This is a genomic window from Streptomyces sp. NPDC090025, assembly GCF_044748125.1.
GTDB lineage: Bacteria > Actinomycetota > Actinomycetes > Streptomycetales > Streptomycetaceae > Streptomyces.
Map to the genome: position 1 here is coordinate 17544 of NZ_JBIVFL010000002.1, position 22229 is coordinate 39772.

Below are 22229 nucleotides of genomic sequence, written 5' to 3' on the forward strand. Positions count from 1 at the left end.
TCCGGCACCGGGTGTCGGCACAGGGTCCCGTCGCGTGCCGCGATTCGTGGTCCGTGTTCCGTGCGCCGGGTCTGCCTCTTGTGCGCCCTCCCGCCGGGTGATCCTGCCGGTCTAGCGTCGACCGAAGGAGGCGGCCATGGTACGGCGACGGGTTCCGCTGGTGACGCTCATGTTGGTCGCGGCCGGACTGGTGGCCGGAGGGCTCTGGTGGTGGGCGGTGGTGCGCCTGCTGGTGGTGCCGGGGGAGACGGGACCGGTCGAGGGGGCGGTGGCCGCGGGTGGCTGGGGGCTGAGCCTGTTGCCGGTGCACGTGGCCGCCTCCACCGGGCGGGCGGTGCGGGAGAAGGCGCCTGCCGGGGGTGGGGCCGGGGGTGGCGGCGTGTCCGGGGCCGGGTCGGGGTCCGGGGGTGGCTGCGGGGCCGGGGCCGGTGGTGTCTCCGGTGGCGCTGGTGCCGGCGGTACGGGTGGGGCGGGCCGGATGGATCGCGCGGGGGTCACCAGGGCATGGCGACGCCGCCGTTGGGGCGGAGGATCTGGCCGGTCGTGAAGGACGAGGCGTCCGACGCGAGGTGCAGCACCGCGTGCGCGATGTCCTCGGGCTCACCGACCCGGCCCAGCGGGGAGACCCGCACCATCGCCGACTCGGCCTGTTCCTGGGCGGCGGGCTCGTGGCGGTCGGTCATCGGGGTGCGGACCCAGCCGGGGGCGACCGCGTTCACCCGGATGCCGTGCCGGCCGACCTCGGCGGCGAGCGTCTTGGTCAGCTGCACCACGGCCGCCTTGGTGACGCTGTAGCAGAGCAGGCCCGGGCTCGCGGTGTCCATCGCGCCCGAGGCCATGGTGACCACCGAGCCCCGCACCCCGTGGTCGATCATCGAGCGGGCGGCCTCCTGGCAGGCGTGCAGCACGCCCTTGAAGTTGACCGCGAGGATCCGGTCCAGGTCCTCGTCGCGGGTCTCCAGGACGCTGCTGGTGTGCATGATCCCGGCGACGGCCGCCATCACGTGCAGCGGTCCGGCCGCCCGTACGGCGGTGGCGAGGGCGGCGCGGTCGGTGACGTCGAGCGGGTGGACGTGCGCGGTGCCGCCGCCCCGGCCGATCAGGGCCGCGGTCTCCTTCAGGCCCGGCTCGTCGCGGTCGGCGCAGTGCACGACGGCCCCCGCCTCGGCGAGCAGCACGGCGCTGGCGCGCCCGATGCCGCTGGCGGCGCCGGTGACGAAGGCGGTGCGTCCGGTGAGGTCGTACGCGGTGAGAGCCATGCCGGGACCGTACGACCGGATCTGACGGGTCGTCAATTAGTGCGGCGGTGCCGGTTGGCGATGACCGGTCGCCGGTTGTCGGCCGCCGGTTGCCGGGGCGGGAGCGGGTCCCGGTTCGCGGGCCGGGGTCAGGGGCCTGGGCCGCGTTGACACGTCGGACACCAATACGTGATCCGGTCGCCCAGCTCCGCACCGCGCACGGCCGTGCCGCAGCGCGGACAGGGGCGGCCCGCCCGGCCGTAGACGTACAGCCGGTCGGCGGTACGGCGGGTCGTGGTCGTCCGGCGGTCCGGGCGGTCCTTGTTCGCCTCCAGGAGGCGGTGCGCGGTGGCCACCAGACGCTCGGGGACGTCCGCCGGAAGCTCGCCGACCGGCAGCCAGGGGGTGACCGCGGCCAGGAACGCCAGCTCGGACTTGTAGACATTGCCGATCCCGGCGAGATTGCGCTGGTCGAGCAGGGCCTCGCCGAGCGGCCGGGCCGGATCGGCGGTCAGCCGCCGGACCGCCTCGGCCGGGTCCCAGTCCGGGCCGAGCAGATCCGGGCCGAGATGGCCGACGACGGAGGACTCCGCCGCCGTACGGACCAGTTCGAGCACCGGGAGCCGGTAGCCGTACGCGGTGGACTCGGCGTTCCCGAGGATCGCCCGGATCTGGTGCGCCGGGCCGCCCCGAGGCCGCTCCCCGGTGGCGAACACGCGCCAGGCGCCGTCCATCCGCAGATGGGAGTGGAGGGTGAGGCCGCCCTCGATCCGGGTGAGCAGATGTTTGCCGCGCGGGGTGACGTCGAGCACCGAGCGGCCGGTGAGATCCGCCGTGGCGAAGCGCGGCACCCGCAGATCGGCACGGGTCAGCACCCGGCCGGCCAGTGCCTCGTCGAGCCGCCGGGCGGTGTGCCAGACGGTGTCTCCTTCGGGCATGGGGCCATGATGCCCCGCCGCCGGGGCGGACGCGGGCCGGGGCCGGTGGGCGTGCGGGGGCTGGGGTGGATGCGGGCCGGGGGGCCGGTGGGTGTGCGGGCGGGCCCGGCGCGGGCCTCAGGCGCGCAGCCGCAGGCCCCGGGGGGTGGCGTGGAAACCGGCGGCCTCCAAGGGGCGGGCCAGCGGGGAGGTGAGCGCGGTGCCCCCGTTGATCCGCTCCACCGTCACCGTGCCGAGGGAGCCCGCCGCCGAGGTCGCCGCGAGGGCTTCGGCCGCGGCCCGGAACGCGGGCGACTCCGGGTCGGCCGGCCAGCACAGCAGGGTCTTGCCGCCGCGCTCCATGTAGAGCGTCAGCTCACCGTCCACCAGGACGACCATCGCCCCCGCCTTGCGGCCCGGCTTGTGGCCCGCGCCGGTCGGCGGCTCGGGCCAGGACAGGGCCGCCCCGTAGGCGTTCGCCGGGTCGGCCGCCGCGAGGACCACCGCGCGGGGGCCCGTGCCCTCCTCGGCGCCGCGGTCCCGCGCGGTGGCCGCCGCGCGCAGCCGGTCCACCGCCCCGTCCATGGCGAACTGGGCCGCCCCCAGACCCTCCACCACATAGCCGCGGCGGGCCTGCCCGCTGTCCTCGAACGCCGACAGGATCCGGTACGTCGCCGAGAAGCCGCCCTCGACGCCCTCGGCCGCCACCGCGCCCCGGGTCACCACCCCGTGCCGGTCGAGCAGGGTACGGGCCAGGGCGTGTGCCCGATGGGTCGGCTCGGGCTCCGGCGGCGGAAGCAGCGACCAGCGGCCGCTGACCGTGGGCGGGCCGGTGCGGGAGGCGGGCCGGGCGGCGGCCGTCAGGGTGCCGTACCGCCCGCGCGGGACCGTGCGGCGGGCCCGGTGCGCGGTGGAGCCCGCGGTGCGGCCCGAGCCGAGCAGGGCCCGCAGCGGGGCCAGCGTGTCATTGGTGAGCCGCCCCGACCAGGCCAGGTCCCACAGGGCGTCGGCGAGCTGCGGATCGCTCGCGTCGGGGTGGGTGGTGGCCCGCACCTGGTCGGCGATCTGCCGGAAGAACAGCCCGTATCCGCCGGTCAGCACGGTGAGGACGGACTCGTGGAGCCCGGACAGCTCCAGCGGGTGCGGCGGCGGCAGGAGCAGCGGCGCCGCGTCGGCGAGATACAGCGAGATCCAGCCGTCCTTGCCGGGCAGCGCCCCGGCGCCCGCCCACAGCACCTCGCCGGTGGTGGTCAGCTCGTCGAGCAGGGCCGGGGAGTAGTCCCGCACCCGGGACGGCAGGATCAGTTTCTCCAGGGCCGAGGCGGGCACCGGCGCGCCCTGCAGCTGCTCGACCGCCCGGGCCAGGCCGTCGATGCCGCGCAGCCCGTTGCCCCCGAGGTGCTGCCACTGGGGCAGGAAGGTGGCGAGCGCGGCCGGGGGGACCGGCTCCAGCTCGTGCCGGAGCGCGGCGAGCGACCGGCGGCGCAGCCGCCGCAGCACGGTCGCGTCGCACCACTCCTGACCGATGCCGGAGGGGTGGAACTCGCCCTGCACCACCCGCCCGGCGGCGGCGAGCCGCTGCAGCGCCCCGTCGGTGACGGCGACGCCGAGACCGAAGCGGGCGGCGGCCCCGGTCGAGGTGAAGGGGCCGTGGGTGCGGGCGTGCCGGGCCAGGAGGTCGCCGAGCGGGTCCTTCACCGGTTCGGTGAACGCCTCCGGGACACCGACCGGCAGCGCGGTGCCCAGCGCGTCCCGCAGCCGGCCCGCGTCCTCGATCGCCGCCCAGTGCTCGGCGCCCGCGATCCGCACCCGGATGGCGCGCCGGGCCCGGGACAGCTCCTCGGCCCAGCCGGGCCCGGCGCCGCGCTCGGCCAGCTCGGCGTCGGTGAGCGGCCCGAGCACCCGCAGCAGGTCGGCGACGCCCTCGGCGTCCTTGACCCGGCGGTCCTCGGTCAGCCACTGCAGCTCGCGCTCCAGCTCGGCGAGCACCTCGGGATCGAGCAGCTCACGCAGCTCGGCCTGGCCGAGCAGCTCGGCGAGCAGCCGGGAGTCCAGGGACAGCGCGGCGGCCCGCCGCTCGGCGAGCGGGGAGTCGCCCTCGTACAGGAACTGGGCGACATAGCCGAACAGCAGGGAGCGGGCGAACGGCGAGGGCTCCGGGGTGGTCACCTCGACCAGGCGCACCCGGCGGGCCTCGATGTCGCCCATCAGCTCCCGCAGTCCTGGCACGTCGAAGACGTCCTGGAGGCATTCGCGGACCGCTTCCAGGACGATCGGGAACGAGCCGAACTCACTGGCCACCTGGAGCAGCTGGGCCGCCCGCTGGCGCTGCTGCCACAGCGGGGTGCGCTTGCCCGGGTTGCGCTTGGGCAGCAGCAGGGCGCGCGCCGCGCACTCCCGGAAGCGGGACGCGAACAGCGCCGAACCGCCGACCTGGTCGGTGACGATCTGCTCGATCTCGCCCTGGTCGAAGACGGTGTCGGCCGCGCCGATCGGCGCCTGCTCGCTGTCGAGGACGGTGTCGGTGAACCGGCCGGGGTCCACCGAGTCGCCGGGGGTGCCGTCCAGCAGGTCGAGGCCCATCAGGTCGGCGTCCGGCAGCCGCAGCACGATGCCGTCGTCGGCGTGCATCACCTGGGCGTCCATCCCGTACCGCTCGGCGAGCCGGGCGCCGAGCGCCAGCGCCCACGGGGCGTGCACCTGGGCGCCGAACGGGGAGTGCACCACCACCCGCCAGTCGCCCAGCTCGTCCCGGAACCGCTCCACCAGGATCGTCCGGTCGTCCGGCACATGGCCGCACGCCTCGCGCTGCTCGGCGAGATACGCGATCACGTTCTCCGCCGCCCAGGCGTCGAGACCGGCGGCCAGCAGCCGCAGCCGGGCGTCGTCCGGCGCGAGCGCCCCCACCTCGCGCAGGAACGCGCCCACCGCGCGGCCCAGCTCCAGCGGGCGGCCCAGCTGGTCGCCCTTCCAGAACGGCAGCCGGCCCGGCACCCCGGGCGCGGGCGACACCAGGACCCGGTCCCGGGTGATGTCCTCGATCCGCCAGGAGGTGGTGCCGAGGGTGAACACGTCACCGACCCGCGACTCGTACACCATCTCCTCGTCGAGCTCGCCGACCCGGCCGCCGCCCTTCTTGGGGTCGGCGCCCGCCAGGAACACCCCGAACAGGCCCCGGTCCGGGATGGTGCCGCCGGAGGTGACCGCGAGCCGCTGGGCGCCCGGCCTGCCGGTGACGGTGCCCGCGATCCGGTCCCACACCACGCGCGGGCGCAGCTCGGCGAACGCGTCCGACGGATAGCGCCCGGCCAGCATGTCCAGGACCGCCGTGAACGCCGAGTCGGGCAGCGCGGCGAACGGCGCCGCCCGCCGGACCGTCGCCAGCAGGTCGTCGGCCTGCCAGGAGTCCAGCGCGACCATCGCCACCAGTTGCTGGGCCAGCACGTCCAGCGGATTGGCGGGCACCCGCAGCGACTCGATGGAGCCGGTGCGCATCCGCTCGGTGACCACCGCCGACTGCACCAGGTCGCCCCGGTACTTCGGGAACACCACACCCGTCGACACCGCGCCGACCTGGTGGCCCGCGCGGCCCACCCGCTGGAGCCCGGACGCCACCGAGGGCGGCGACTCGACCTGCACCACCAGGTCCACCGCGCCCATGTCGATGCCCAGTTCGAGACTGGAGGTGGCGACCACGGCCGGGAGGCGGCCCGCCTTCAGGTCCTCCTCGACCTGGGCCCGCTGCTCCTTGGACACCGAGCCGTGGTGGGCGCGGGCGAGCAGCGGGGGCGCGCCCTGCGCCGCGCCCGACTGGGCCATGATCTCGGCGGGCGGTCTGCCGTCGGGCAGGGTCTCGCCGGTCGCCCGCTCGTACGCGATCTCGTTCAGCCGGTTGCACAGGCGCTCGGCGAGGCGCCGGGAGTTGGCGAACACGATGGTCGAGCGGTGCGCCTGCACGAGGTCCGCGATCCGCTCCTCCACATGGGGCCAGATCGACGGGCGTTCGCCGCCCTCGGACGACTCGGCGGCCGGGGAGCCGCCCAACTCGCCCATGTCCTCGACCGGGACGACCACCGAGAGGTCGAACTCCTTGCCGGACGGCGGCTGGACGATCTCGGCCTTCCGCTGCGGCGACAGATAGCGCGCCACCTCCTCGACCGGCCGCACGGTGGCCGAGAGGCCGATCCGGCGGGCCGGGCGCGGCAGCAGCTCGTCGAGCCGCTCCAGGGAGAGCGCCAGATGGGCACCGCGCTTGGTGCCCGCGACCGCGTGCACCTCGTCGAGGATGACGGTCTCGACGCCGGACAGGGCGTCCCGGGCGGCCGAGGTCAGCATCAGGAACAGCGATTCGGGGGTGGTGATCAGGATGTCCGGCGGGCGGGTCGCCAGTGCCCGGCGCTCGGCGGGCGGGGTGTCGCCCGATCTGATGCCCACCCGCACGTCGGGCTCGGGCAGCCCGAGCCGCACCGACTCCTGGCGGATGCCGGTCAGCGGCGAGCGCAGATTGCGCTCCACGTCCACGGCGAGCGCCTTCAGCGGCGACACGTACAGCACCCGGCAGCGCTTCTTGGCGTCGGCGGGCGGCGGTGTGGCCGCGAGGGAGTCGAGCGAGGCGAGGAACGCGGCGAGGGTCTTGCCGGAGCCGGTCGGCGCGACCACCAGCACGTCCGAGCCCTCGCCGATGGCCCGCCAGGCCCCCTCCTGCGCCGCCGTGGGCGCGGTGAAGGCCCCGGTGAACCAACCACGGGTCGCGGGGGAGAACGAGTCGAGCGCGGACCTGACCATGCCCTCCATCGTGCACCCCGCCACTGACAACCGCCCGGACCTGCGGAAACCCGCTCGTGGCGGGCCCGGACCGTGGCGCAGAATGGGGACATGACCCGTGGCGACGTGTCCGGACCGCCCGCGGCCGTTGCCCCCGGCCCGAAGGGCGCGCGCGGCCACAACCTCGGCGACGGCGGACCGCCCGGCGACGGCTCGGGACGGGTGGTGGCGGGCGGCGAGCGGGCCCGCTACTGGCGGCCGGTCGAGCTGCCGGGCGTCGACCTGCTGCACGCCCACTACGTCCGCAAGTCCTTCTCCCGGCACACCCACGAGAGCTTCGTGCTCGCCGCCGTCACCGCCGGGGTCGAGGCGTTCCACTACGCGGGCGACCTGGTCCACGCGGGCCCCGGGCAGATAGCCCTGGTCAACCCCGACACCCCGCACACCGGGCACGCCGGGGTGCCCGAGGGCTGGACCTACCGCACGATCTACCCCGACCCCGAGCTCATCCGGGCCATCGCCGACGACACCGTCGCCCTGCGCGGCGCCATCGGCTTCACCCAGCCCGTCGTGGACGACGCCCAGGCCGCCCGGCTCGTGATCGGCGTCCACCGGGCCGCCGAGGAGGGCAACGCGCTGGCCGCCGACAGCCTGCTGCGGCTGGTCGTCGCCCGGCTGCTGCGCAGCCACGGCGGCCGGGCCCGCCCGCTCGCGCCGCTCGCCGCCGGGGCCGCCGACGCGGCACGCGCGCGTGCCGTCCTGGAGGAGCGGATGGCCGACCCGCCGACCCTGGAACAGCTCGCCGCCGACCTCGGCACCAGCCCCTTCGCGCTGCTCCGGGCCTTCCGCACCGCGTACGGGATGCCGCCGCACACCTGGCTGACCGACGCCCGGGTGCGCCGGGCCCGCCGCCTCCTGGACGCGGGCACGCCCCCGGCCCAGGCCGCCGTCGCCGTCGGCTTCACCGACCAGCCGCACCTCAACCGCCATTTCACCCGCAGCGTCGGGGTGCCGCCGGGCGCGTACCAGCGCGGGCGCGGGCGCTGAGGCCCGCTGGGCCCATCGGCCGGGCCGGGCGCAAGAACGTACAAGACCGGGCCGTGACCCGCCCCGTAGCGTCGCCGACGTGGCAGAGCAAGCAGCACGAACAGAACGCACGGCCGAACCGACGGCCGAACCGGCGGCAGGGACACCAGAGCGCGCCAAGAGCGACGCCGCCGTGGTCCGCGACGGCCTCGGCGTCGGCATCGCCGTCGGACTCTCCGGCTTCGCCTTCGGGGTGACCTCGGCGGGCGCCGGACTCAGCCTGCTGCAGAGCTGCGCGCTCAGCCTGCTCGTCTTCACCGGCGCCTCACAGTTCGCGCTGGTCGGCGCGCTCGCCGCGGGCGGCAACCCGCTCACCGCCGCCGCCGGGGCGTTCTTCCTCGGCACCCGCAACGCCTTCTACGGCCTGCGGCTCTCCCAGCTCCTGGCGCTGCGCCGGCTCGCCCGCCCGTTCGCCGCCCAGTGGGTGATCGACGAGACCACCGCCGTCGCCCTCGCCCAGCCGGACCGCCGCTCGGCCCGCCTCGGCTTCACGGTCACCGGACTCAGCCTCTACGTGCTGTGGAACCTCACCACCTTCCTCGGCGCCCTCGGCACGGAGGCCATCGGCGACACCGACGCCTGGGGCCTGGACGCGGCGGGCCCGGCCGTCTTCCTCGCGCTGCTCGCCCCGATGGTGCGGACGGCCACCGAACGGGCCACCGCCGCGCTCGCCGTCCTGCTCGGCCTCGGGCTGCTGCCGGTGCTGCCCGCCGGGGTGCCGGTGCTCGCCGCCGCCCTCGCGGCGCCCGCCGTGCTCTGGTTCCGCGGCCGCCGGCGTGCGGGACGGCAGGAGGACGTCCGATGAGTGTCTGGATCGCGATCGCGCTGACCACCGTCGGCTGCTACCTGGTGAAACTCCTCGGCCTTCTGGTGCCCGCCGAAACCCTGGAACGGCCGCTGGTACGGCGGCTCGCCGCGCTCGTCCCGGTGGCCCTGCTCGCCGCCCTCACCGCCCAGCAGACCTTCAGCGCCCGGGGCGAGCTCACCCTCGACGCCCGCGCCGCCGGGCTCGCCGCGGCCGCCGTCGCCCTGTTCCTGCGCGCCCCGTTCCTGGTGGTCGTCGCCGTGGCGGTGCTCGGCACGGCCGGGGTCCGGGCGCTCAGCTGATCGTGCGGCCGTGCGCGCGCAGCGTCCGCAGCGCCTCCACCGTGACGATCGGCCGCGCTTCCAGGGCCGTGCCCGGCGCCCACTGCCGCCAGGTCACCGGCCAGCCTCCGTCCTCCCGCTGGGCCGCCGCGAGGTGGTCGAGCGAGCGGGCCATCTCCTCGTCGGTGAACCAGCGGCGGGCCAACGAGTCCGGCACGCGCGCGTAGTCGTACGGAAAGTGGTGCTCGCCCGGCGCGTACCCGTCGGCGACCGGCTGCTCGTCGGCCCGGTCCGGGTCGAGCACCGCGAGCCCCTGCTCCCGCACCAGGCGCCCGAGCCGGTCGCTCGCCGCCTGCGCGCGGGCGCGGTCCGGGACCCCGTCGAGGAACGCGACGGCGGCCTGCACCTCGTACGGGTGCGACTTCTCCAGGCCGTCCACCGCCGCCCAGCAGAACTCGGTGGCCCGGAACAGCCACGCGTGCCACACCTGGTTGCGGTGCAGCAGCCCGACCACGGGACCGGTGGTCAGCAGCGCGCTCGGCGGATCGTCGGCCACCGGCACGAACGGCGCCGCCGGATAGCCGCGTTGCGAGGGGTGCACCGCGGGCAGCGCCCCGTCGTGGGTGGACACCTCCGTCAGATAGCGGCAGATCCGCTCGATCCGCAGCCCGCCGCAGCGCCCCACGGAGTCGAGCACCCGCAGCGCGTGCGCGGTGTGCAGCGGCTGGCTGACCGGGCCGCGCAGATCGGGTTCGAGGGCGTGGCCGTAGCCGCCGTCCTCGTTGAGGTACGCGGTGAGCGCGGCCTCGACGGGATCCGCCGGGCCGCGCAGGAAGTGGTAGGCGAACCGGCGCTGTTCGAGCACGCGCGCGGTGAGCCAGACGAACCGCTCGGCGCGGGCGAGCGGCGACGCCGTGACGACGGCCGACCCGGCGGGTGCCGGAACGGAGAGCGACGCGGACGGAGCGGGGATTTCTGGAGGATTTCCGGCCATGCTCCGACGGTAGGCGCGAAAGCACGGCTGACAAGGGCTAAGGGCCGGGCTGCACCCGTGAGGGCGGGATACTGGTGTCATGCGGTTGACGATTTTCTGGGAACGGATGACTGAGCACTTCGGCGCGGGCTATGTCGAGTCCTTCGCGCGCGACCACGTCATGGCGGAGCTCGGCGGGCGCACGGTGCACCAGGCCCTCGACGCGGGCTGGGAGGCGAAGGACGTGTGGCGGGCGGTCTGCGCCGCGGTCGGCGTACCGGCCGAGAACCGCTGAGCGGCCCCCGGGCCACGGCCGGGAACCGCCGGGCGGTGCCGGGCACGACGGCCGAGAACCGATGATCTGACGGGTCCGGGCCGGAATGTCCGCGCGGTGCGCGAGACTGGCGGGGTGGCCCCGACTGACACGCACGACGAGACCGATGGACCCGACGCCGACCGCCGAGGCGCCACGCCCGCACAGCCGGGTGTGGCCGCCCCACCCCCAGGGCGGGGCGGCGAGCCGACCCCGCCTGCCGCGCCGGGCCCCGCGCGGATGCCGCGCTGGCTGCCCCGCGCCCTGGTCCTCGCGCTCGCCCTCTACGCCTGCTTCCAACTCGGCAGCTGGGCCTTCCACCAGGTCATCGGCCTGCTCATCAACATCCTCCTGGCCTTCTTCCTGGCGCTCGCCATCGAACCGGCCGTCGGACGGATGGCGGCGCGCGGCATGCGCCGGGGGCTCGCCACCTTCATCGTGTTCTTCGCGGTCCTCGTCGCCGGGGTCGGCTTCGTGGTGCTGCTCGGCTCGATGCTGGCCGGCCAGATCGTCGACATGGTCGAGAACTTCCCCAAGTACCTCGACATGCTGATCAACTGGACCAACGAGCACTTCCACACCGAGCTGTCCCGGGTCGAGGTGCAGGACAGCGTGCTGCGCTCCGACTGGCTCCAGAAGTACGTGCAGAACAGCGCGTCCGGAGTCCTCGACGTCTCCGCCACCCTGCTCGGCGGGCTGTTCAAGCTGCTGACGATCTTCCTGTTCTCGTTCTACTTCGCCGCCGACGGGCCCCGGCTGCGCCGCGCGCTGTGCTCGGTGCTGCCGCCCGCCAAGCAGACCGAGGTCCTGCGCGCGTGGGAGATCGCGGTCGACAAGACCGGCGGCTACCTCTACTCGCGCGGTCTGATGGCGCTGATCTCCGGAATCGCGCACTTCATCCTCTTCGAGATCCTCGGCGTGCCCTACGCGCCCGCGCTCGCCGTCTGGGTCGGCCTGGTCTCGCAGTTCATCCCGACCATCGGCACCTATCTCGCGGGCGCCCTGCCGATGCTGATCGCCTTCACCGTGGACCCCTGGTACGCGCTGTGGGTGCTCGTCTTCGTCGTGGTCTACCAGCAGTTCGAGAACTACATGCTGCAGCCGAAACTGACCTCGAAGACGGTCGACATCCACCCGGCGGTGGCGTTCGGCTCGGTCATCGCGGGCACCGCGCTGCTCGGCGCCGTCGGCGCGCTGATCGCCATCCCCGCCGTCGCCACCCTGCAGGCGTTCCTCGGCGCCTATGTGAAGCGGTACGACGTGACCGACGACCCGCGCGTGCACGGGCACCGGCGCTACGGCGAGGCGGTCGTCGCGCGGCTGCAGAAAGCCCTGCACCCCAAGAAGGACACCGGACAGGACACCGGGGACACCGAGGACACCGGGGACACCGAGGACGCCGGGGACACAGGGGATGCCGCGGAGGGCGGCGGTCAGAGGTAGGAGGCGCCCGTCACCCGGTGCCGGAACAGCCGCCAGATCCACGCCTGCACGGCCACCATCGGCACCATGACCGCGAGGAGCACCGGGACCAGGAGCCGTAGCGTCGCCGGATCGGCGGCGTGCCCGCCCGGCGCGAGGACGTGGCCCGCGGCGAGCGGCAGCCCGCCGAGCAGCACGGCGGTCAGGGCGAAGGAGTGCCACGGCCGCCGGGACCGGCCCACCAGCCGCCGGGCCCGCTCGTACGGCACCCCGGTCAGCCGCAGCGCGGCGAAGCTCAGACCGTGCGCGGCGAACAGCGCGGCCACCGCGAGCGCGCCGAGCACGGCGACGGGCCCGCCGGCCGGCTCGTACGGACGGCCGGTCAGCACTGCCGTCAGGAGCCATCCGGTGGCCAGCGCCAGCGTCCAGCTCCCCGCCGTCACGGCGCCGTCGCACAGCGCCCGCCAGCGGCGGCCCGGACCGCGGCCGCGGCTCCACAGCCCCAGATCGCGCACCACCCAGCCGGTGAGCAGTACGACCAGGGCCGGGAACTGGCCGGTGAGCAGCGCCCCCTCCAGATCGGGGAAGCAGCCGGTGAGCACCCCGGCGGTGGCGATCAGCCAGACCTCGTTGCCGAGGAAGAACGGCGCGAAGGAGGCGATCACCAGCCGCCGTTCAGCGGCGGACCCGCCCAGGTACGGCAGCAGCATCCCGGTGCCGATGTCCGCGCCGGCCAGCACGAACCAGCCGGTGGCACAGCAGGCGAGCAGGACGAGGGCGAGCGTGCTGGTGTCCATGGCGGGTGGTCGACTCCTCGGGGCGGGCGGGGGCGGCTGAGGACCGTGGTGGCGGCCGTGGTGGCCGACTGGGTCAGTAGCGGGGCGCTGGCAGCGTGTCGGCGGGGTCGGGGGCGTCCGTGGCCCGGTCGTCGTGGCCGAGGCCGCCGTCGACCGGGCCGCGCCGGGCGTGCCGGGCGAGCAGCCACGCGTTCAGCACGGCGAGCAGCGCGAACAGGGTGGTGAAGACGACGAGCGAGAGCCGCATCCGGTCGGCCGACAGGTCCGAGACCGCGTCCTCGGTGCGCAGCAGCCCGTACACCACCCAGGGCTGGCGGCCCGCCTCCCGGAACACCCAGCCGCTGATCATCGCGACATAGGGCAGCGGTACCGCCGCCATCAGCGCGAGGTGCCACAGCCGGAAGCGGAAGACCACCGCCCGGAAGCACGCCATGATCATTCCGGCCAGGGTGAAGTACATCAGGAACGCGAAGACGATCAGCATCACCAGCCCGGCACCGCGGGTCCAGCCGACCGACGGCACATAGTCGCCCGGGCCGAGACGGGCGGTCAGCTCCGCCTGGAGGCGGGCGATCTCGGCCGCCCGCTGTCCGAAGACGGCCGACTTCATCGGCTGGAACGTGCTCAGGGACGCGAACTGCAGACCGCCGAAGAGCGCCGTCACCATCAGGGCCGGGAACGACAGGAACACCCCGATCCGCAGGCTGCGTCCGAAGAACTCCCACTCGGGGCTGCGCCGGAACAGGTGATAGGCGCTCACCCCCGCCATGAAGAACCCGGCGGTGAGCAGCGCACCGGCCACCACATGCCCGAACGCGAGCAGCGTGGACGGGTTGGTGAGCAGCGCCACCGGATCGTCCAGGACCAGGACCCCGTCCTGGACACGGGCGCCCACCGGATGGTTGAGGAAGCCGTTGGAGACCAGGATCCAGTAGGCGGAGACTACGCGGTGAGCGTGACGACCCAGATCGACGCGAGATGGGCCCAGCGGCCCAGCCGGTGCCAGCCGAAGATCCACAGCCCGAGGAAGGTCGACTCCACGAAGAACGCGACGATCGTCTCGACCGCGAGCGAGGCCCCGAAGACATTGCCCGCGAAATGCGTCAGCCCGCTCCAGCTCATGCCGAACTGGAACTCCATCACGATGCCCGTGGCGATCCCGACCGCGTAGTTGATCACATACAGCTGGCCCCAGAACCGCACCAGCCGCATGTCCAGCGGCTTGCCCGAGAACGTCGCCCTGGTCTGGAGCACGGCGACGACCGTCGCGAGCCCCAGGGTGAGGGCGACGAAGAGGAAATGACCGCCCGCGGTGAGGGCGAACTGCAACCGCGCGAGATCGACGACGTCCTGATGCACCTGGCAAGCCTCGGGCCACGGCCGCGCTCCGGTCGTCGCCCGCCGGTGGACACCTGCTCTACCCCACCGGTTGCGGCCGGGCCCGCCCCCGTACCCCCAAAGTTGCGCCTGACCACCCCGGCCCAGGGGGCACCCCACAGGGGTCACCCCCTAGGGGGAGACCCGCTGAAGGGTCCCGATCAGGCCAGCCAGCCCGGGGTGATCATCCCCGACTCGTACGCCAGGATCACCAACTGCGCCCGGTCGCGCACCGCCAGCTTGGTCATGATCCGGCTGACATGGGTCTTCGCGGTCGCGGGGGAGAGGACCAGCCGGTTCGCGATATCGTCGTTGGACAGGCCCGCGCCCACCAGGCCCATCACCTCGCGCTCCCGCTCGGTCAGCGCGTTCAGCCGGGGGCCCGGGTCGGGACGCCGTACGCGGCCCGCGAACTCGGCGATCAGCCGACGGGTCACCGCGGGGGCGATCAGCGCGTCGCCGCGCGCCACCACCCGTACCCCGTGCAGCAGTTCCATCGGCTCGGTGTCCTTCACCAGGAAGCCGCTCGCCCCGGCGCGCAGCGCCCCGTACACGTAGTCGTCGACGTCGAAGGTGGTGAGGATGACCACCCGCACCCCGTCGAGCCGCTCGTCCCCGGTGATCCGGCGGGTGGCCTCAAGACCGTCGAGGACCGGCATCCGGATGTCCATCAGGACCACGTCCGGGCGCAGTTCGCGGGCGAGCGCGACGGCCTGCTCGCCGTCCCCCGCCTCACCGACCACCTCGATGTCCTCCTCGTCGCTGAGGATCGAGCGGAAACCGGCCCGGACCAGGGTCTGGTCGTCGGCGAGCACGACGCGGATCATGCGGGGTCCGCCTTTCCTGCGGAGTCGGAGTCGGAGTCGGAGTGAGGGTGGGGGTGGGGGTGGGAGTCGGCTTCGGGGGCGGGGGCGGGGGACAGGTGCGGGTCCGGGGCAGGGAGCGGGAGGCGGGCGTCGACCCGGAAACCGCCGGGCACGGCACGGGCCGTCAGCTCGCCCCCGAGGGCACGGGCCCGTTCGGCCATGCCCCGGATGCCACTGCCGACGGCGCCTCCGGTCCCGTACCCGGTCCCGGACCCGGTCGTGTCCGCGGGCGGGCCGTCCGGGGCCGGTGCGCCCCCGCCGTCGTCCTCGATCCGCAGCCGCAGCACCCGCTCACCCCAGTCGAGCGTCACCACCACCGTGCACGCGCGCGCGTGCCGGGTGACATTGGTCAGCGACTCCTGCACGATCCGGTACGCGGCCAGGTCGAGCTGCGGCGGCAGCGGTACGGGCCTGCCGTCGACCCGGGTCCGTACGTCGAGACCGGAGCCCGCGGCCCGCGCCACCAGCTCCGGCAGCAGCGCGAGACCGGACACCGGGGCGGTGGGCGCGGCCTCGTCCGCCCGGCGCAGCAGCCCCAGGGTGGCCCGCAGTTCGCGCAGCGCCTCCTTGCTGGTGTCCCGGACGGCCTGGAGCGCTTCCCGGGCGGTGCCGAGGGCGATCTCGGGCGCGGGCTTCTTGTCGATCCGGTGCAGCGCGGCGCCCGACTGCACATTGATGAGCGAGACGCTGTGCCCGATGATGTCGTGCAGCTCGCGGGCGATCCGCAGCCGCTCCTCGGTGGCGCTCTGCCGGGCCCTGGCCTCCTGCTCCCGCTCGGCGGCGAGCGCGCGCTGCTCCACCTCGTGGAGATAGGCGACCCGGTTGCGCTGGGCGCGGCCGACCGCGACCAGGCTGATCAGCCAGCCCGTCATCATCGCCAGCGAGGTGTCGTCGATCTGCCGGTGCCCCGGCCGCTGCCGCAGCTCCCCGAGCCCCACCGCGAGCAGCGTCACCGCCGCCAGCGCGACCGCCGCCGCGAACCGCCCCTCGGCGGCGGTCGTGTACAGGGCGAGCGCGAAGGCGATCAGGAGCGGCCCGTCCTGCGCGGACAGCGGGTAGTACACGCCGCAGGCGAGCAGCGTCACCACGGCCACCGCCACCGGCTGCTCCCGCCGCCACAGCAGCGCCCCGCAGCCGATCACGATCAGCGCCCACCCGGCGGCGGCGCGGCCGGCCGGCTCCGGCTCGTAGTGCGCCATGACCAGCGTCCACACGGCCACCACGAGGAGGACGGCCAGCGCGACGACGGCGTCCCGGGTGCGCGCCGGACGAAGCGAGAGGGCCATGCTCCGAAGCATAGGCTCGGGCCGGTCGGGTCAGCGGCGTCGGCCGGGTCAGCGGCGTCGGCCGCGGGTCACCCGTACCGCCACCGTGCCGGTCGCCAGCGTGAGGGCCGCGGCCAGTGCCGCCCACCGGGCCCACGGGGAGGTGCCGGTCTCGGCGAGGTGGTCCGGCGGCGGCGAGGGGCGTCCGCTCGGGGCCGTCGGCGGTCCGCTGCTCGGCATCGGGGTCGGGGTGGGAGTCGGGCTCGGCGTCGGGGTGGGAGTGGGAGTAGGCGTCGGAGTGGGCGTGGGGGTGGGAGTCGGCGTGGGCGTCGGGGTCGGGGTCGGGGTCGGCGCGGTGAGCGTGTTCGTCACCGTGACCCGTGCCGACTCGCCCGCCCTGACCGGGAACTCCTGGCCGAGGGTGACGGCGGTGGGCGTACCGCCGTCCACGGTGAGCACGGCGCTGGTGTCCACCGCCGTGTCCGGTGCCGCGCCGCTGCGGGGCTCGGTCAGCGTGCAGGTGGTGTCCGCCGGGAACACGTGCCGGGGCAGCGTGCCCGACGCGGCGCCCGCCGCCACGTCCAGACCGTCCGTGGTGCCGTCCGCGCAGCTCAGGTCGAGGTGCGTGGTGTCGGGCCGCAGTCCGGTGTCCCCGGTGGTGAGCTTGGTGACGTCCAGGGTGCCGACCGCCACGAAGCGGTTGGTGAAGCGGCAGGTCGGGCGCGGGGCCGTGGGGGTGAGGGCGACGTCGACGGTGCCCGCCGCGAGGTCCACGCCGGACCCGGCGGCCCCGCAGTCGGCGGCGACCGTCTCCCAGCGGCCCTCCGCGGTCGGCGGCGGCAGGAACTCCTGGACGGTGTAGCGCAGGGTGTCGTCGACGGTGAGCCGGTCGGCCGCCGGACCGGTGGTCTCGCCCTCGGGGTGCGCGGTGGCCGGGGTGCCCTCGGTGACGGTGGTGGCGGCGGCCCGGTGGGTCGTGGCCGAGGCGGGTGCGGGGCCGCCGACGGGGTGCGGGGTGATGCCGTAGGTGAAGGTGCCGGTGCCGCCCTGGGTGACCTTCTCGATGTTGATCGCGCCGCCGGGCGTGAAGCTGTTGGTCAGCAGGCAGTGGGTGCCGGTGACCGAGGCGACGTCGTAGGCGGCCTGCCAGGTGCCGAGGGGTGCGCTGTCGGTGGCCGCGCCCCGGGTGATGTCGAGGTCGGTGCCGTCGCAGTTGGCGCTGGTCAGGTCCCAGGTGCCGGTGCCGTCCGGGACGGGGACCGCCTCGGTGATCCGGTAGGTGCCCGCGGTGGCGCCGCTGGGGGCCTGGGCGACGGTGACCGGGACGCCCTCGGCGGTCGTGGTGACCTCGGAGAGGTTCAGGGGCGGCACGCTGGGCGGCGGCGTCAGGTCGATGTCGAAGGTCCCGGTGCCACCGATCGACTCCTTCTCCAGGAGCGCCTGCCCGCTGGTGCGCTGGTTGGTGTACGCGCAGGTGACGGTGTCACCGGCGGCGAGGCGCACCGAGACCGCCCCGGTGGAGTCCTTGACGACCACGCTGGTCCCCGGGCCGCCGCCGGCCGCCGTGATGGTGCAGACGGGGGCGCTCGCCGGGCTCCAGCCGCTGCCGGGCGGCACGATCTCCTTGAAGTTCCACGGCTCGTCACCGGCGGCCCGCACGAAGGAGATCGAGTCCTGCCGCTGCGCGGATGCCTTGAGCGTGAAGTCGTTGACGCCGTCGCCGTTGCTGTCGCCGTAGGAGATGTTGCCGTCGAAGCGGAAGGTGCCCTCGCCCGGGGCGTCCGGCGCCACCTTCTTGACGACGGTGATGGTGCCGGAGTCCGGGGGCGGGGTGATGGCGTAGTAGTAGCAGAAGACGTGCCGGGCGCCCGCCGGGAACGACACGAACTCGACGTTGTCGCCGTTGATCGCGTCCTGCGCGCAGCGCAGCGCGGCGAACCCGTACTGCTCCTGCTTGCCGTTGAGGGGCCGGGCCTTGGTGCCGCCCTGGACGACGAGCGACGAACCGGCCGCGATCTCCCGAGGGGTGAGCGGCACGGTGACCGCGCCCGCCAGCTGGCGGCCGGTCGGGTTGCCCGCCGCGTCGAGTTCGGGGGTGCTCGCCTTGGTGGTGATGTCCTGGCGGATGGGGGTGGAGACGGTGCTCAGGTTGAGGGTGCCGGGCGTCTTGGAGGTGATGCCGGTGCCGGTGGAGAGCGTCCAGTCCGGCAGGGGCTCGCAGGGCGGCAACGGGGTGCCCGCCGCCTCCTTGGCGGCCGAGACCGTCTCGTCGCGGGCGTAGTTCGAGCCGGGGCCGAGGTCGCGCAGCGACTCCTGATAGTTGTTGCGCGCCTTGTTGGCCATGACGTCGCCGTAGACGGGGCAGGAGCGGGCGACGAAGGTCACCGACAACGGATTCGGCGGTGCGGCGGCGGCCACCGCGCCCGCCGCGCCCACCGCGGCGGCCTCCCCGCCACCGTTGCCGAGGACACCGCCGAGAGCGGCGAGCACGGTCAGCGCCCCGACCGCCCCGAGGCCCCGGAAGCCGCCCCGGATCCCGACCGCGGACCGCGCCGTCGCACGCATCTGTGCTCACCCCACCCGTTCACGTATTACTACGATTACCGTTCAAAAGTGATATCTCGGGCGAGGTAAGCATGAGTGGCGGGAGAGGTCGGGGTGTGGCCGTCGTGACGCGCCGCCGGTCCCCCGTTCGGGTCAGTCCGGGCCTCCGGCGGCCCGGCTTCCGAGGGCTGGAAGGGGCGTGCGGGACCGGCGTGGCTCGCTTGACATGAAAATCGAACATCCATTCTCATGGAAGGGCAAGCCGTGGAAACGCGGGGCTGTGGCGGAGTTATCCACAGGTCGGGCCGGACGTCGGAGCCCATTGTCAGTGGCAGGGGTTAGCGTCTTTCCCATGAAGCGATCGACTCAAGCAAACCGGGTGGAACCCATGGCAGGAACCGACCGCGAGAAGGCTCTCGAAGCCGCGCTCGCACAGATTGAACGGCAATTCGGCAAGGGTGCCGTCATGCGCATGGGAGAGCGCCAGCAGGAGCCGATCGAGGTCATCCCGACCGGATCGACCGCCCTCGACGTCGCTCTCGGCGTCGGCGGCCTGCCGCGCGGCCGTGTCGTCGAGATCTACGGACCGGAGTCCTCCGGCAAGACGACCCTCACCCTGCACGCCGTGGCCAACGCGCAGAAGGCCGGCGGCCAGGTGGCCTTCGTGGACGCCGAGCACGCTCTCGACCCCGAGTACGCCCGCAAGCTGGGCGTCGACGTCGACAACCTCATCCTGTCCCAGCCGGACAACGGCGAGCAGGCCCTCGAGATCGTCGACATGCTGGTCCGCTCCGGCGCCCTCGACCTCATCGTCATCGACTCCGTCGCCGCGCTCGTCCCGCGCGCCGAGATCGAGGGCGAGATGGGTGACTCCCACGTCGGCCTCCAGGCCCGACTGATGAGCCAGGCGCTCCGGAAGATCACCAGCGCGCTCAACCAGTCCAAGACCACCGCGATCTTCATCAACCAGCTCCGCGAGAAGATCGGCGTCATGTTCGGCTCGCCGGAGACCACGACCGGCGGTCGCGCCCTCAAGTTCTACGCCTCGGTGCGCATCGACATCCGCCGCATCGAGACCCTGAAGGACGGCACCGACGCGGTCGGCAACCGCACCCGCTGCAAGGTCGTCAAGAACAAGGTCGCCCCGCCGTTCAAGCAGGCCGAGTTCGACATCCTCTACGGCCACGGCATCAGCCGCGAGGGCGGCCTGATCGACATGGGCGTCGAGCACGGCTTCGTCCGCAAGGCCGGTGCCTGGTACACCTACGAGGGTGACCAGCTCGGCCAGGGCAAGGAGAACGCCCGTAACTTCCTGAAGGACAACCCCGACCTCGCCAACGAGATCGAGCGGAAGATCAAGGAGAAGCTGGGCGTCGGCGTCCGTCCCGAGAAGAAGCCCTCGGACGAGACCGCCGACGACGCGACCCCCACCACCGGTACGGACGCGGCCGCGACCGACGAGGCCGGCAAGTCCGTCCCGGCCCCGGCCAAGGCCGTCAAGGCGACCAAGGCCACCGCAGCGAAGAGCTGACCCGGTGACCGGTCGCACCGAATGGCCGGACGACAGCCCCGACTCGTCGAGGGCCGAGAAGGAGCTGTCGTCCCAGGATCCGGCTGAGCGGGCGCGGGCGATCTGCCTGCGCCTGCTCACCGGAACCCCCCGCACCCGCAAGCAGCTCGCCGACGCCCTGCGCAAGCGGGACGTGCCCGACGAGATCGCCGACGAGGTGCTGTCCCGCTTCGAGGACGTCGGACTCATCGACGACGCCGCCTTCGCCGGGGCCTGGGTGGAGTCCCGGCACCACGGCCGGGGCCTCGCCCGCCGTGCGCTCGCCCGCGAGCTGCGCACCAAGGGCGTCGACCCCACCGTGATCGCGGAGGCGGTCGAGCGGCTCGACTCCGACCAGGAGGAGGTCAGGGCCCGCGAGCTGGTCGACCGCAAGCTGCGGGCCACCCGGGGCCTCGACCGGGACCGGCGGCTGCGCAGGCTCGCCGGGATGCTGGCCCGCAAGGGGTACCCGGAGGGTATGGCTCTGCGGGTGGTCCGGCAGGCCCTGGAGCAGGAGGGCGAGGACACCGATGGCCTGGACGAGCCCTACTAGGTCGTGTCCGGAAAGTAGCGCCGTCCGCCCGCCAGGGCGGGGCTCGCGGCGTCTGGTGCGTGCGATCGCAAGGCGGAGGGTCGCCCTCGTACTGGGTGTACGTGGGTGATCCCGACAACGTAGCGAGCGTGCGTGCCAGGCGTCGCGAGCCAGGCGGGACTTTCCGGACACGGCCGAGGGCTCCTCTCCGGACCCGCTCGGTGCCCTCGGCACCCTGACCTTGAGCGCTCTCGGCGCGCTCAGCGCTCCACGTGTTCCGCTCGCTCCTCCTGCTCCTTCTGCTCCTCCCGGGGCGGCTTCGGCAGCAGCACCGGGAGGCCCGCCGCCTTCCACGCCTGGAAGCCGCCGATCACGTCCGTCGCCCGGTGCAGCCCCAACTGACGCAGGGAAGCGGCCGCGAGGGACGAGGCGTAGCCCTCGTTGCAGAACACCACCACCCGCAGATCATGGCTGTCGGCCTCGGGGGCCCGATGGCTGCCCAGCGGGTCGAGCCGCCACTCCAGCTCGTTGCGCTCCACCACCAGCGCGCCCGGGATCAGGCCGTCCCGCTCGCGCAGCGCGGCATAGCGGGTGTCCACCAGCAGGGCGTCCCCGGCCTGGTACGCGGTGAAGGCGGCGCGCGCCTCGATCCGGTCGAGCCCGGCCCGTACCCGCTCCAACAGCTCGTCGATGCCGACCCGTTCGGCCTGTTCACTCACTGCCAGTCCTCCGGACGTTCGACCTGCTCAAGGCGGAGCACCGAGCCCGACCGGCTGAAGCGCCGGATCAGCGGGAGCGGCGGATAGTAGGCGTGCACCGAGACCGCGTGCTCGGCGGGGGACTCGTTGAGCACCTCGTGCACATGGTGGCGGCCGAAGGCGCGGCCCCGGCCGGCCGGGAGCTCCCGGCTGCGGTCCACGTCGTCGGCGAGTTCCAGGTTCTTCCAGCCGCCCGCCGGGAGCCGCACCGCGAGCGAGTGCTCGCGCAGGGTGCCGCGGGCGGTGGCGAAGGCGCCGAGCGACTCGGCGTGGTCGTGCCAGCCGGTGCCGGTGCCGGGCGGCCAGCCGATCAGCCATGCCTCACTGCCGCCGGGGCCGTCGAGCCGTACCCAGGTGCGGCCCTCCGGATCGAGCGGCAGCGAGGCGACCAGCCGCTCGTCCGCGGCCGTCCGCCGGACGAAGTCCAGCAGATCGGCCTCCGTCGGAGGCCCGGCCGGGGAGGCGGAGGAGGGAGTGAGGGCGGGGGCGGGGGAAAGAGGGGAGGGATCGGAGCCGGGAAGAGACGTACGGGTGCGCTGCGTCTGGGACACGAAGACCGTCCTGAGGGTCCTGAGGTTCGCGAAAGCGCGCGTACGCCCGAAACAGGGCGCACACGGCCGAGAAAAGGAAGAAGCTGCGAATCAGCAGGACGGGCGACACACGCAGCCCGCATAGCGGATCAGGTCCATATGGACCCTCCGCCACAGGCGCACATCGGTGTCGGTCACGTTCCGGAGTACAC

20 protein-coding genes are annotated in these 22229 nt (G+C 74.1%); 7 read left to right on the plus strand and 13 right to left on the minus strand.

Translation table 11 applies throughout. The features are described from left to right. Positions 1–494: 494 nt before the first annotated feature. The 3 genes from ACIPXM_RS06200 to ACIPXM_RS06210 form a co-directional block, all read right to left on the minus strand. On the minus strand, positions 495–1259 hold the full coding sequence (locus ACIPXM_RS06200) for an SDR family NAD(P)-dependent oxidoreductase (protein WP_401652554.1): 765 nt from the start codon (positions 1257–1259) through the stop codon (positions 495–497). A 128-nt stretch (positions 1260–1387) separates the two neighbouring features. After that, complete coding sequence (locus ACIPXM_RS06205) at positions 1388–2176, minus strand: DNA-formamidopyrimidine glycosylase family protein (protein WP_401652556.1); 789 nt, start codon at positions 2174–2176, stop codon at positions 1388–1390. A gap of 117 nt (positions 2177–2293) precedes the next feature. Beyond that, the gene (locus tag ACIPXM_RS06210) at positions 2294–6940 is read right to left on the minus strand and encodes a DEAD/DEAH box helicase (RefSeq protein WP_401652558.1); all 4647 of its coding nucleotides are present in this window, start codon (positions 6938–6940) and stop codon (positions 2294–2296) included. A 204-nt stretch (positions 6941–7144) separates the two neighbouring features. On the opposite strand from ACIPXM_RS06210, the gene ACIPXM_RS06215 reads away from it, so the two are divergent. The 3 genes from ACIPXM_RS06215 to ACIPXM_RS06225 all read left to right on the plus strand — a co-directional run bounded on the left by ACIPXM_RS06215 (position 7145) and on the right by ACIPXM_RS06225 (position 9112). Then, complete coding sequence (locus tag ACIPXM_RS06215; protein WP_401653639.1) at positions 7145–7966, plus strand: AraC family ligand binding domain-containing protein; 822 nt, start codon at positions 7145–7147, stop codon at positions 7964–7966. Between the two features lie 79 nt (positions 7967–8045). Further along, positions 8046–8810, plus strand: a complete 765-nt coding sequence (locus ACIPXM_RS06220; protein ID WP_401652560.1) for an AzlC family ABC transporter permease — start codon at positions 8046–8048, stop codon at positions 8808–8810. Beyond that, positions 8807–9112 (plus strand): AzlD domain-containing protein, encoded by a 306-nt coding sequence (locus ACIPXM_RS06225; protein WP_401652562.1) that lies wholly within the window; start codon positions 8807–8809, stop codon positions 9110–9112. Before ACIPXM_RS06220 ends, ACIPXM_RS06225 begins: the two co-directional genes overlap by 4 nt. Here ACIPXM_RS06225 and ACIPXM_RS06230 read toward each other — a convergent pair. Further along, the gene (locus ACIPXM_RS06230) at positions 9105–10085 is read right to left on the minus strand and encodes a hypothetical protein (RefSeq protein WP_401652564.1); all 981 of its coding nucleotides are present in this window, start codon (positions 10083–10085) and stop codon (positions 9105–9107) included. The genes ACIPXM_RS06225 and ACIPXM_RS06230 overlap by 8 nt on opposite strands. Before the next feature lie 79 nt (positions 10086–10164). Between ACIPXM_RS06230 and ACIPXM_RS06235 the strand changes: the two genes are divergently transcribed. Beyond that, on the plus strand, positions 10165–10359 hold the full coding sequence (locus tag ACIPXM_RS06235; protein ID WP_401652565.1) for a DUF3046 domain-containing protein: 195 nt from the start codon (positions 10165–10167) through the stop codon (positions 10357–10359). A 258-nt stretch (positions 10360–10617) separates the two neighbouring features. Continuing rightward, complete coding sequence (locus ACIPXM_RS06240; protein WP_401653641.1) at positions 10618–11820, plus strand: AI-2E family transporter; 1203 nt, start codon at positions 10618–10620, stop codon at positions 11818–11820. Here ACIPXM_RS06240 and ACIPXM_RS06245 read toward each other — a convergent pair. From ACIPXM_RS06245 to ACIPXM_RS06270, 6 genes are all read right to left on the minus strand, one after another. Beyond that, positions 11811–12596: a cytochrome d ubiquinol oxidase subunit II gene (locus ACIPXM_RS06245; protein WP_401652567.1), complete on the minus strand. Its 786-nt coding sequence runs from the start codon at positions 12594–12596 to the stop codon at positions 11811–11813. The genes ACIPXM_RS06240 and ACIPXM_RS06245 overlap by 10 nt on opposite strands. A gap of 73 nt (positions 12597–12669) precedes the next feature. Further along, positions 12670–13491, minus strand: coding sequence for a cytochrome ubiquinol oxidase subunit I (locus tag ACIPXM_RS06250; protein WP_401652569.1), 822 nt, complete (start codon positions 13489–13491; stop codon positions 12670–12672). A gap of 47 nt (positions 13492–13538) precedes the next feature. After that, positions 13539–13955, minus strand: coding sequence for a cytochrome ubiquinol oxidase subunit I (locus ACIPXM_RS06255; RefSeq protein ID WP_401652571.1), 417 nt, complete (start codon positions 13953–13955; stop codon positions 13539–13541). 179 nt (positions 13956–14134) lie between these two features. Next, positions 14135–14800: a response regulator gene (locus ACIPXM_RS06260; protein ID WP_401652573.1), complete on the minus strand. Its 666-nt coding sequence runs from the start codon at positions 14798–14800 to the stop codon at positions 14135–14137. After that, positions 14797–16125: a sensor histidine kinase gene (locus tag ACIPXM_RS06265; protein ID WP_401652575.1), complete on the minus strand. Its 1329-nt coding sequence runs from the start codon at positions 16123–16125 to the stop codon at positions 14797–14799. Before ACIPXM_RS06265 ends, ACIPXM_RS06260 begins: the two co-directional genes overlap by 4 nt. A gap of 48 nt (positions 16126–16173) precedes the next feature. After that, positions 16174–18669: a DUF5979 domain-containing protein gene (locus tag ACIPXM_RS06270; RefSeq protein WP_401652577.1), complete on the minus strand. Its 2496-nt coding sequence runs from the start codon at positions 18667–18669 to the stop codon at positions 16174–16176. A gap of 367 nt (positions 18670–19036) precedes the next feature. On the opposite strand from ACIPXM_RS06270, the gene recA reads away from it, so the two are divergent. Further along, entirely contained in the window at positions 19037–20179 is a 1143-nt protein-coding gene (gene recA, locus ACIPXM_RS06275) for a recombinase RecA (protein ID WP_401652579.1), read from the plus strand. A 4-nt stretch (positions 20180–20183) separates the two neighbouring features. Next, complete coding sequence (gene recX / locus ACIPXM_RS06280) at positions 20184–20750, plus strand: recombination regulator RecX (RefSeq protein WP_401652581.1); 567 nt, start codon at positions 20184–20186, stop codon at positions 20748–20750. Between the two features lie 239 nt (positions 20751–20989). Here recX and ACIPXM_RS06285 read toward each other — a convergent pair whose 3' ends face one another. From ACIPXM_RS06285 to ACIPXM_RS06295, 3 genes are all read right to left on the minus strand, one after another. Next, positions 20990–21448: a rhodanese-like domain-containing protein gene (locus tag ACIPXM_RS06285; protein ID WP_401652583.1), complete on the minus strand. Its 459-nt coding sequence runs from the start codon at positions 21446–21448 to the stop codon at positions 20990–20992. Next, positions 21445–22038, minus strand: coding sequence for a cysteine dioxygenase (locus tag ACIPXM_RS06290; RefSeq protein ID WP_401652585.1), 594 nt, complete (start codon positions 22036–22038; stop codon positions 21445–21447). The genes ACIPXM_RS06285 and ACIPXM_RS06290 overlap by 4 nt, the downstream gene beginning before the upstream one ends. A gap of 90 nt (positions 22039–22128) precedes the next feature. Next, positions 22129–22215 (minus strand): putative leader peptide, encoded by an 87-nt coding sequence (locus tag ACIPXM_RS06295; protein WP_351110210.1) that lies wholly within the window; start codon positions 22213–22215, stop codon positions 22129–22131. Positions 22216–22229 lie beyond the last annotated feature (14 nt).